The sequence below is a fragment of the Nostoc sp. 'Lobaria pulmonaria (5183) cyanobiont' genome (genome assembly GCF_002949795.1).
In the GTDB taxonomy this organism is placed as follows: Bacteria; Cyanobacteriota; Cyanobacteriia; order Cyanobacteriales; family Nostocaceae; genus Nostoc.
The window spans coordinates 3,151,200-3,163,287 of record NZ_CP026692.1; the positions used below are offsets into that span (position 1 = coordinate 3,151,200).

Genomic DNA, 12,088 nt, shown 5'->3' on the forward strand with positions numbered 1-12,088 from the left:
TATCGGATGTGCTTAGTACTTTGACAAGATATCCAACCCTTTTATCTTGACTCTAGGATGTTCCCCAGGTCAACTCTCTCACAAATTTTTGTGTATGGCAGATGCTTTGTTATTGCGATCGCGCAAATTAGCGGAGCGTTTCTGAGTTGCTCCGAGTTTTATACATAAACTATTTAAACAATACAAACTTTCCACCGTGAGGCGTCTAGCTGGCGATACCAAACGAATTAAACGCAACCGCAGCCGCGTAATTCTAGAAAACTACTAAATTAGTACCAAATAATCTTTCTAGTACAGCGCGGCGGAAATAAACAACCCATTTCAAATCAACGAAACGTTTACGCTGTATTTCTTTTGACTTTTGACTTCCGCCTTGCGGTACTAGTATTTTGTCAAGTTAGTTTTGAGAGTTTGTAGTCAGGACTAAAGTCCTGACTACAAACTTGTAGACAAACAATGCTTATCGACTTTGAACTATGGACTCTTGAGTAGAGTTTTCAAACTCTGGAAGGTCTACTCTGGCGGGTTTCCAACCTCCTGCCCAAGCAAGGCATAGATGACGGAAACGATCGCCCCGTACCTCAAAATTTCGGTACTGGTCAAAACTCGCACAAGCCGGAGATAGCAATACCACAGGCGCTTGATACTGCTTGGCTAATTCTGCCGACTTGGGAACTGCCCTTTCCATAGTTTCCACAATATGGTATGTATGATACCCGACCTCTCGAAGACGTTTGGCAAATGCGGGTGCAGCAGAGCCAATCAATAACACAGCAGCAGCTTTGGTTTGAATTTGTGCTAGCCAGCCACTATCATCACCTGCTTTGGCTTCTCCACCAGCAATTAAAATCGCTGGACTGTTAACGGATGCTAAACCAACTTCAGCAGCATCATAGTTGGTGGCTTTGCTGTCGTTAATAAAATCAATACCTTCCCACGTGCAGATATGCTCTAAACGATGGGCAACGCCAGGAAATTCCCGAATTGCACGCGCGATCGCATCACGATTAATTCCCGCTAATCTTGCTGTTGCTACTGCCATCAAAATATTTTGCTGGTTATGTTCTCCCACCATTCGCAAACTAGATACTTTCACAATCGGTTCTGGTGCAGAGGTTGCAGTCAATTTTTCCACAACCCAGCCGTCTTCGATGTAAAAGCCTTTTTCGCTAATCAGAAAATCTTTTCCTCTGACACTTGTCCAATAGGCATCAGGCCAAGCACTTAAACCTAGTTGGCTCAAGTAGGCATCATCGCCATTGAATACTTGCAACTCAGACTGACGTAATAACTTGGCTTTGATGTTGTAATAGTTCTCTAAAGTCTGATGGCGACTGAGGTGATCTGGCGTAAAAGTCGTCCAAACTCCGATCTGGGGAGCAAGAGAACTCGAAGATTCTATTTGATAGCTGCTAACTTCGGCAATTACCCAATCAATATGATTTTGGATTGCAGTTTCTTCACTTCTGCCCTTCTGCCCCTCTGCCCCTCTGCCCGCCTGAGATAAAGCGACTTCACAAGCAGCGTAGCCAATATTACCGCAAGCTGGTGCATTTAATTCTGCTGCTTGGAAAATGGCAGCAATTAAAGCTGTAGTAGTAGTTTTACCGTTAGTGCCAGTAATTCCTACCCAAGGTAGCGATTGCAAATTTCGCCAAGCGAGTTCTATTTCCCCAATGGTTTCAATACTTAATTGGCGTGCCTCAACTAATACGGGAATATCCCAAGGCACGCCAGGACTAACGACTATTAATTGGGGTAAATTAGCACCATTCAATTCTAGGGATTGTCCTAGTTTAACGGTTATTTGCTCGGCAGCGAGTTCTTGTTGTTGTTCTAGGAGGGTTTCGGAGGTGTTGCGTTCAGCGATGCTGTCCGCACTGGCGGAATCGCTCAGCTCTACCTCCCAACCTTCCCGTTTCAACAATCTCGCCGCAGCAATACCGGACTTTCCCAATCCAATTACAGTAGCTCTAGGCATAGATTGCAGCAGAGTGTCCCTGGTTAAGCACTCCCTATAGTAGCGTTTCTTGGCAAAAATTACACCAGTTTTTGTTGACCTACGCTACAGATTTTTGACGATCGCACCAAAGTCAGCTAAAACACGGGCATGATTGCGAACTAATCCGAGCAGATGTAACCGATTACGCTTGACTTCTGGATCGGAGTCCATAACTAAAACACTATCTGGGCCATCAAAGAAGTTACTAACTGTCGGAGCAATTTTTGCTAATGCTGCTACTAACAGTTGATAATTTCGTGTCTGCTGTGCTGCTTGAGTTTGAGGTACTGATTCGATTAGCGCATTATACAAAGCTATCTCAGAAGGCTTTTGGAATAATTCTTGACGGACTACGGTTGTTGGTTCTAGCTGTTTTGTATCTAAATCACCTTGGGCGGCTAATCGTGTGGAACGATTAACGGTTTCGTAGATGTTATCTAAAGTACTGTCGTTGCGGATTTTTTGTAAGTATAAGGCGCGATCGCGGACATCCAATAAATCTTTTAACGTCCGTTCTGTGTATTCTGGGTCATTTTCTCCCAAAACTGCATTTACCAAGTCGTAATCAATCTGCTTTTCTTCTTGTAGTAAAGTGCGGATGCGTTGTAAGAAAAACTCTTGTAATGCTGTGGTTAATGATGCCCGGTCTTTATGATATTTTGCTGCAAAGTCCGTGGCTATTTGTGCCAATAGATTATCTAAATTTATCGGTAAATTATAACGCCAAGTAATTTTAACTATAGCATTAGCCGCCCGACGTAAAGCAAAGGGATCAGAAGAACCAGAGGGAATTAAACCTAAACCAAAGATACTCACCAAAGTATCTAATCTATCTGCCAAACCGACGATTTGACCCGTGAGCGTTTCCGGGAAACTATCACCTGCTCCTATTGGCAAATAATGTTCAAAAATTGCCTTTGCAACTTCGGCATCTTCACCACTAGCTAAGGCATATTTTTCTCCCATGATACCTTGTAATTCTGGGAATTCATACACCATTTGTGTCACCAAATCTGCTTTACATAATAAAGCAGCACGTTGGATTCTTTGGCTTTGATTCTTTGCTAATTCTAATTGACTGCTAATTTGGTCGGCAATTTCAACTATTCTATCTACCTTGGCACGCACCGAACCCAATTCTTCTTGAAAAGTGACTTTTTCTAACTGGGGTAAAAAGCTATCTATTGGCTTAGTTAAATCAGCTTCGTAGAAAAATCTGCCATCAGCTAATCTGGCACGAATTACCCTTTCATTGCCGACGGCAACAATATCTGATTTTTTCGGATCGCCGTTAGAAATGGTGATGAAGTTGGGCAATAATTCTTGCTGAAAACTCCCTGGTTTGAATACAGGAAAATAACGTTGATGAGTAACCATGACTTCAGTAATTACCTCTGTTGGTAATTCCAAAAATTCTGGTTCAAATTTACCAACAACTACGGAAGGATATTCTACAAGGTTGGTTACTTCCGCTAACAAATCGGGGTAAATTACTGTATACCCGCCTAAATTCTCTGCTACTGCCTTTACTTGCTCTGCGATCAGATTCCCCCGTTCTTCTGGGTCAACGGTGACAGATGCAGACTTGAGGGTGGTAACATAATCAGTAGCTTGGGCAATTGTCACAGGTTCAGGATGTAAGACCCGATGACCTTGAGTCAGGCGATCGCTCTGAATCGTTTTAGAACCATTCACTAATTCTAAAGGTAGTACCGTCTCATCTAACAAAGCTACTAGCCAACGAATTGGTCGGGAAAACCTCGCATCCCCATTCCCCCAACGCATTAACCGCTTACCTTCCAAACCCCAAATCCATAGGGGAATCAGTTCTGTCAATATTTCCGCCACAGGACGACCGGAAATTCTTTTTTGCACAAATACAAATTCCCCTTTGTCAGTGGGGCGAACAGATAGCGCATCCAGTTCCACACCTTGCTTTTTGGCAAAGCCTGCTGCTGCTGCTGTCGGCTGACCATTTTTAAAGGCGGCTTGGGCGGGGGGCCCTTTTATTTCTTCTTCTCGGTCTGGTTGCTGAGATGGTAGACCTTTAATCACTACCGCCAGCCGCCGGGGAGTACCGTACACCTGGACATCGCCCTTGAGGCTGTTTGCTTCCAGGCTTTGGGGAATGCGTTCCTGCCATTGCACTAAAGCATCACTGAGAAAACTTGCAGGTAGTTCTTCTGTACCAACTTCTAATAGAAACCCAGGCATAGGACACTGTTTTCAACTTTGCGTAGCTCAACTTTATCAGTTATTCTCAAGCGATCGCTCGTGATTTTTAGCTGAATCGGTGATCGAAGTGGACAAGGAAAAAACCCCTATAGATATAGGACTTACGCACAGGTCACGCCAAATCAAACCACAGAGAGCGCAGAGAACACAGAGGAATAAGAGTTAGAGAGGTTTTTTGCGTAAGTCCTAAGATAAATCAGGCATGGAAGTTAGGTCAGATTGGATTGTATACAAAGGAGCGGCTTGTCGTAAGACATCGCTATATATCTGGCATTTTATGCAAAACTTTATAAAAAAAGTGCTTATCTTTATAAATTCATTACATTACATACGTGGTTTTATGCGGTATTTACGGATATATATTTCCATCGTAAGCTTAAGTAGGTCGGTAGAATAAAACTAAACTATGTTAATAAAAATGAACGAGGCTAAAACCCTCTTCCCTACTGCCTCCTGCCTCATTCCAACTAAAAATATTTACGCCGTTTTACCTATTTAGTTCAGTAAACTAGTGGGGTTATCTTTAACCTCATTATAAATATTGAGTGAAAAATAATGTATAGACGCAGCATTGTTAAATCTCTACAAGGATTCTGGATAACGCATATTTAATTTCACCAAATCTCTAATAGTTCGTCATTAACACTTTTACAAAGCTCAGTGCTGAGTGCAATTAATTTTACTTTTACCTCAGCACTCAACAGTGTTTTGGTCAGTGGCTTTAAACTACTTAAAAAGTCGGATTCTCTCTAATTAATACAATACTGATGATTCAGTTAAAAATACTTCATGTGCCAGTTTAAAAGGCGGAATGAGGGTTGTATGCATAATACTGAATATAATGCTACAATTCCCCAAGTGTAAATTTAGGCATTAGTTCGGAAATAAACAGACCAACTATTGTCATAATCACCAGAAAATAAAGCCTATATTTATCAATAGCCTAACTCGTTTATACAAAGTCACCTTTTTATTTTTAAGTGTTCTAAGGAGTACAAAAATTATCTTTTAAAAACCACTAGGAAAATTTCTAATCTAATGTTTAACACAATTTTAATCAAACAATTTTACAAGTCAAAATACAGTATTTGCAAATAAACGAGGTACAAAGTGCAGGGATACAAATCAGATACAAATAGTTTATACCTTTGCTTTTTGCCTCCAAACCAGTAGCTTTGTACTTCATGCAAAAAAACGCTGTAAGTAATAGAAATAGCAGCCCTCCTGTCTATTTAAGTAAGTAATCCGATCATCTCATCTGTCTTCACGAAATTCATAATATAGTTCATGCATATTCTAATTTATTCCTACAACTATCATCCAGAGCCAATTGGAATTGCTCCGTTAATGACTGAATTGGCAGAAGGACTAGTAAAGCGAGGTCATAAAGTGCGAGTGATTACGGGAATGCCCAACTATCCTCAGCGCGAAATTTACGATGGGTATCAAAATAGATGGTATCTTACAGAACAAAAAAATGGCGTCACAATTGCGCGAAGTTACGTCCGAATTAAGTCTAAACCTAACCTCGTGGATCGGCTATTACTGGAGTTGAGCTTTGTTTTCACAAGCTTACCCCAAGCCTTTAAAGGTGGGCGACCAGATGTGATTATCTTAACAGTCCCGCCCCTACTAGGTACGTTACCAGCAACAACATTGGGCTGGGTATACAACTGCCCAGTAGTTCTAAATGTGCAAGATATTTTACCAGAAGCTGCTGTGCGTATCGGGTTATTAAAAAACAAGTGGATGATTCGAACTCTTGCAGCTTTAGAGAAATTTGCATATCGGACTGCACACACTATTAGTGTAATCGCTGATGGGTTTCGTGAGAATTTAGTAAATAAAGGAGTACCTGTTAATAAAATCGTTTGTATTCCCAATTGGGTAAATGTAAATTTCATTCGCCCGTTACCGAAACAGAGCAACTCTTGGATATCTAACCATCAACTAAATGGGAAATTTGTAGTACTTTATTCAGGCAACATTGCTCTAACGCAAGGTTTAGAGACAGTAATAGAAGCAGCCGTTTGTTTACGTCATATCAGAGATATTGTTTTTGTCATTGTTGGCGAATCAAGAGCATTGCAAAGGTTGCAGGAATATTGTCTATCAAATGGAGCAGATAATGTTTTGCTACTACCGTTACAGCCGCGAGAAAAACTACCTGAAATGCTAGCAGCTTCTGATGTCGGGCTAATTGTGCAAAAGCACAATGTGATTTCGTTCAATATGCCTTCAAAAATACCACTCTTATTGGCGAGTGGTCGCCCAATTGTGGGTTCAGTTCCTGCCACTGGTACTGCTGCTAAAGCGATCGAACTCAGTGGTGGTGGGATAGTTGTTGAACCAGAATCACCCCAAGCAATGGCTGCCGCGGTGTATGATTTATATGCTAATCCTGCTCTAGGAACGAAGCTAGGTAACACAGGAAGACAATTTGCCGAAGAAAACTATTCCTTAGAGCAAGCGCTCGATCGGTATGAGTGGCTTTTTTCTCATATTGTTACTAACCGAAAATCAACTGTGGGTATCTTACCAAAATTCGATTCTAAGAAATCAGTTGTGGATGGTTAAACAGGATTGAAGATTTCTCACTCGTTAGCTACACAAATAAAACCCCGATTGGGATAAATTAAATCACCCATTCGGGTGAGTTAAAGATCAACCAATCGGGTGAACTAACTGTAGGAAGTTGAGACTGGTCAAAAATAGGAATCTAGAGAATACTGATTGATTGCACGTCGTTGTTAGTGAGGATAACTTGATGATTAATATATCTGAATTAATCAGTGTAGGCGTAGCCTGCCGTACCCATAGGTGGAAGCAAGCCACGCGTTGGCGGAGCCTCTCGTAGAGAAGTGTTTCGTAGAGAAGGCATCGCTCCAGACTCTTTTCTTCCTTAAGATCAGTATTCAGTACTACTCAAGAGCGATAAACTCATCTGTAAATAATACCAATATTGTCTGCTATGTGGTTATAATGCAAGCAAGCGCTTGCAAACACTCATAGAAAACATTAGCATCAAGTACGGCACAAACTTATGCACCCTTGATCTAGTCAGCAACTAAGGTATTTGCAACGACAGGTTTAACCACAGCGACAACGCGAGAAATTACTTGTGTTGCTGCGGTTAATGAGGTAAATTGATTTCGTCATTTCCAGAACTAAAGAGCTACTACTAACTTGCTCTGATTACCGAAGCGATCGCTTTACAGGCAGAAGCTTTAGCTGCAACAACATGAACCGTGCTTTCTTTCTGAGCTAAAGCACTGTGTTTATACTTACTAACAAAAAACTATAAACTACACTTTAAGAAATTGAACGGAGTTAAGTAATGTACAAATAAACCATAATGTGCTAAACAGAATTGGTTCATTTTAGGTGCTAGACATCGTGAGCGATCGCCCAAATACCCAAACATATTTTTTACCAACATAGAGAAAAAGGCTAAAAAACTATTCAAATAATTAATGCTTTTTTAGCGAAAAGTAGATTGCCCAAGTCTAAATCCACAAGACGAGAAAACGAAGATGCCCCATTCTGAGTTCCCTGACTCTCCCCTTTCCATTGAAACAGAACAGCCTGCTGTTACTGATTCTAGTCAAGAATCGCAACAATTGCCAGAGCGATCGCCTAAGCCACCTCAAAAACGGCGTTGGCCCCTGATATTAGGAATCGTCTTATTAATTGCAGGTGTAGGTTTTGGTTGGCACTGGTGGCAAACTAGTAATGCTAGCAAAGCACCAGAGGCTGGGGCAGATGCTGGTCAACCTAGAGCAGTTCCGGTCAAGCTAACGACTCTGCAAACTCAAACCGTGCAGCAAAGTTCGGAGTTTATTGGCTCCTTAGAGGCTCCGCGTTCAGTACTCATCAAGCCACAGGTTGAAGGACGAATTACCGAGATTTTCATCCAAGAGGGCAACCGCGTTCAACAAGGACAAGTCATTATTAGTCTGCAAAGTGATAATGTCCAAGCTCAATTGTTACAAGCTAGAGGCTCACTGCAAGAAGCCCAAGCAAAGCTTGCTGAACTCAAAGCAGGTACGCGACAAGAAGAAGTTGCCCAAGCTAGAGCGCAGTTAGCCCAAGCCCAAGCTCGCTTTAGGGATGCCCAATCGGGATCGCAACCAGAAGAAATTGCTCAGGCTGAGGCTCAAATTCAGTCAGCTAAATCCGATGTGGAACTAGCACAGTCACGCGCCAAGCGATACGCACAATTGAGAAAAGAGGGCGCAGTTTCTCAAGATACCTTAGAAGGATATGTTAAAGAACAGCAAAGTGCTGAAGCTGCCCTGGTTGTAGCCCAGAAACGCCTAGACCAACTCCGCCAAAGCAGAAAATCTAGTATCAATGAGTTAGCTGGTGCCTTGGAACAACAGAAACAAAACTTAAGACAACTAGAAAATGGTTCTCGTCCAGAAGAAATTGCCCAAGCGCAATCGCAAGTAACTCAAGCAGTTGCCCAAGTTCAAGCTGCCCAAGTCCAATTGCAATACACAAAAGTTTTAGCACCTTTCACTGGCATTGTTGGTGATATTCCAGCAAAGGTGGGAGATTATGTGGAAAAAGCCGATCAACTCACTACACTAACTAGAAATGACTCTTTACAACTGAATATTTCCGTTCCGCTAGAAGATGCCAAAAAGCTGCGCTTGGGATTACCAGTGCAAATGCTAAACGCCCAAAGCAATCCCATAGCAAGGGGTAAGGTGAGTTTTATCTCCCCAAACGCTAGTTTAGATTCGCAGACAGTTTTGGTAAAAGCCAACTTTGGTAATTCGAGAAATCGACTGCTGAATCTTCAGTCAGTGCAAACTAAAGTGATCTGGAACGAACGGCCAGGAATTTTAATTCCAGTTACAGCAGTATCTCGCTTGGGTGGAGAGACTTTTGTATTTGTGGCGCAAGCGCCAGCAGAAAAGTCTAAACCTGGAGCGCCATCTTTGGTAGCTCAACAAAAGCCTGTGAAATTAGGAGTTATTGAGGGTAATAATTATCAAGTTATCCAAGGACTAAAAGCGGGGGAGAAAATTGTTGTTTCCGGCATTCTTAACTTAACCAATGGCGCTCCCATTACTCCTGAAACACAAGAAGTTGGTAGCCAGAAGCCTTAGCTGAAGAGAAGATAAGGGCGCGGGGGCAGGGGGGACAGGGAGACAAGGAGAATAACCAATGCCCAATGCCCAATTTTTAAACTATGTTTGTTGACTTCTTTATTAAGCGGCCAATTTTTGCGTCGGTATGTGCGATCATCATACTTTTAATAGGATTAATCAGTATTCCCACACTACCGATCGCTAGATTCCCAGAAATTAGTCGCACCCAAATTAGTGTAACTTCCAACTACAGAAGCGATCGCTAAATAAATATTTAGATATCTGCTGTAGCACACTCCATTATGAAGATGAATGAACTTCCTACAAATCAAACAAATTAAACAGCTAGAGAAAAAATTGAATTTGTAGACCGATTGCAAAAATTCCACAACGCCCTCAAAATTCCCATGTGGGCATGAAGATAAACCTGAACTATAGTACAATTGTACGTTTAAATCAAGACTATGGTAACAATAGCAGTCAATCCCTATCTCGATAGGAATTTTGCTCCAGTCCATGAAGAAATCACCACCGACAAATTGCCAGTCATGGGTGAATTACCCCTTGACTTATCAGGGATGTTTGTGCGGAATGGCCCTAACCCTCAATGGACGCCTATTGGTCAATATCATTGGTTTGATGGGGATGGGATGTTGCATGGTGTGCAAATTAGCAACGGCATAGCCACTTATCGTAACCGCTACGTCCAGACAGTCGGATGGAAAAAAGAACGAGAAGCAGGTAAAGCTATTTGGAGTGGATTGTTAGAACCACCACAGATGGATAATCCTTACGGTGCTTACAAAAATACTGCCAATACTGCGTTAGTGTGGCACGCTGGTCAGATGTTGGCGCTGAATGAGGGGGGTAAACCTCACGCTATCAAGCTGCCTGAATTAGAAACAATTGGCGAGTATAGCTACAATGGCAAGCTGATTTCTGCCTTCACAGCCCATCCCAAAGTAGACCCCATTACAGGGGAAATGATCTTCTTTGGCTATTCTCTATTTGCGCCACCGTACCTGCAATATAGTGTGGTCTCAGCACAAGGTGAACTGTTGCGGACAGTGCCAATTGAACTGCCAATAGGAGTGATGATGCACGATTTCGCCATCACTGAAAACTACACGATTTTCATGGATTTGCCGCTGACTTTTAACCCAGAGCGATCGCAACGGGGAGAACCTGTAATGATGTTTGAGCGCGATCGCCCCAGTCGCTTCGGCATTATACCACGTCATGGTGACAACAGTAATATCCGCTGGTTTGAAAGTCCTGCTTGCTACGTCTTCCATACCCTCAACGCTTACGAAGAGGGAGATGAAGTAGTGCTGATTGCCTGTCGTATGAGTTCTACAAGTGTTTTGAGTTCTGATGATTCGCAACCCGATCCAAACGCAAATATTCCCCGTTTGCATCGCTGGCGATTTAACCTTAGCACGGGGTCAGTGCGTGAAGAGATGTTGGATGATATAGCTTCGGAATTTCCCCGCGTCAATGAAAACCGATTGGGGCGACAAAACCGATATGGCTACACTAACAAAGCGGCAAACAGTCCCGTACCTTTATTTGAAGGTATCATCAAATACGACTTCAGCAATGGAAAATCTCAAATACATGAATTTGGACAGGGGCGCTATAGCGGTGAAACTGTATTTGCGCCGCGTCCTGGTGCAACTACTGAGGATGATGGTTGGCTGATGACTTTCGTCCACGATGAGAATTCAAACACTTCAGAATTAGTAGTAGTGAATGCCCAAGATGTGACGGCTAAACCTGTAGCGCGGGTGATAATTCCGCAACGAGTGCCTTATGGGTTTCATGGTGCTTGGTTTGCCGGGGAATAGCTCAATGGGTAGTTAGAAACTGCGTCTACACAGATAAAACCCGCTTAGGCGGGTTTTAAATTCTTTGACAGGTGGACTTGGTTTGTGTAGACGCGATTTCTAATCGCCAGCTATTCCTCCCTATTTCCTCAAATTATTTTTCACTATACCCCCCAGCGTAGTCAATCACGCAGATTGTTTTATATGATTTGTGAGTTCCATAAGCAACACCAGAGACTTTAAAAGCGCTGTTAAAAATGTTTTTTCGATGGCCGCGATCGCGCACACCATCATCAATAATTAACTGCATGACGATATCTTGAGCGCTGTTTGGCCCATAACTGATATTTTCACCTGCGGTTGTTTCCCATTTACCATAGCGGTTGATGCGAGTAAAAGGGTTGCTACCATCGCTACCATCATGACCTATAGCACCTTTTGGGCCTTGGTCTTTTACGTGGTCTTTTGCTCCTAAAGACATACCTTTAGATGCACTCAAGGCTCCTATCGGACGTGCTGATTTAAGAAATGTGATCGCTTCATCAATTGCCTTAACTCCTTCTTGAGTTCGTAGATAATTATTATTAGAAATTTTGACTCGGTTCCCCTCAAAGCGCTTTCTATAGTTTTCCAGAATTGGAAGGTATGCTTTAGGATTTGTTCTTACCTTATTTGTTTCAACAATTATCTGTTGTTCCAACGGTGAAAGGTAACTCGCCTTTGCTAATAAAGTTGGACTAGTTTGTACTGCTGGGTTAGGGTTGGCTACAGACGGGTTAGATTGAAGTAGTTGATTTGAGCAGCCCAATATCAAGGTAATTGGCAAAAATACCCAAAAATTCATGCGACGCATCGATTACCTCACAATTTTTCTATGGATTAATTTAGTGAATTAGAAGAAATAAGAATTTTCAACGCACAGATAA

General features: G+C 42.2%; 6 protein-coding genes and 1 pseudogene. 4 read left to right on the forward strand and 3 right to left on the reverse strand.

Going from position 1 to position 12,088, the window contains the following annotated elements; all coding sequences use genetic code 11:
• Positions 1–460 precede the first annotated feature (460 nt).
• Together murD and glyS are read right to left on the reverse strand one after the other, a co-directional pair.
• Positions 461–1,981: a UDP-N-acetylmuramoyl-L-alanine--D-glutamate ligase gene (murD, locus tag NLP_RS13735; protein WP_104906871.1), complete on the reverse strand. Its 1,521-nt coding sequence runs from the start codon at positions 1,979–1,981 to the stop codon at positions 461–463.
• A gap of 84 nt (positions 1,982–2,065) precedes the next feature.
• On the reverse strand, positions 2,066–4,216 hold the full coding sequence (gene glyS / locus NLP_RS13740; RefSeq protein WP_104906872.1) for a glycine--tRNA ligase subunit beta: 2,151 nt from the start codon (positions 4,214–4,216) through the stop codon (positions 2,066–2,068).
• A gap of 1,308 nt (positions 4,217–5,524) precedes the next feature.
• Between glyS and NLP_RS13745 the strand changes: the two genes are divergently transcribed.
• From NLP_RS13745 to NLP_RS13755, 4 genes and pseudogenes are all read left to right on the forward strand, one after another.
• On the forward strand, positions 5,525–6,814 hold the full coding sequence (locus tag NLP_RS13745; protein ID WP_104906873.1) for a glycosyltransferase family 4 protein: 1,290 nt from the start codon (positions 5,525–5,527) through the stop codon (positions 6,812–6,814).
• A gap of 956 nt (positions 6,815–7,770) precedes the next feature.
• Positions 7,771–9,354, forward strand: coding sequence for an efflux RND transporter periplasmic adaptor subunit (locus tag NLP_RS13750; RefSeq protein WP_104906874.1), 1,584 nt, complete (start codon positions 7,771–7,773; stop codon positions 9,352–9,354).
• A gap of 83 nt (positions 9,355–9,437) precedes the next feature.
• A pseudogene (locus NLP_RS33130) lies at positions 9,438–9,587 on the forward strand (efflux RND transporter permease subunit); the annotation flags it as partial.
• A 213-nt stretch (positions 9,588–9,800) separates the two neighbouring features.
• Entirely contained in the window at positions 9,801–11,183 is a 1,383-nt protein-coding gene (locus NLP_RS13755; protein WP_104906875.1) for a carotenoid oxygenase family protein, read from the forward strand.
• Between the two features lie 133 nt (positions 11,184–11,316).
• On the opposite strand, the gene NLP_RS13760 is transcribed toward NLP_RS13755, so the two are convergent.
• Complete coding sequence (locus NLP_RS13760) at positions 11,317–12,015, reverse strand: CAP domain-containing protein (RefSeq protein WP_104906876.1); 699 nt, start codon at positions 12,013–12,015, stop codon at positions 11,317–11,319.
• Positions 12,016–12,088 lie beyond the last annotated feature (73 nt).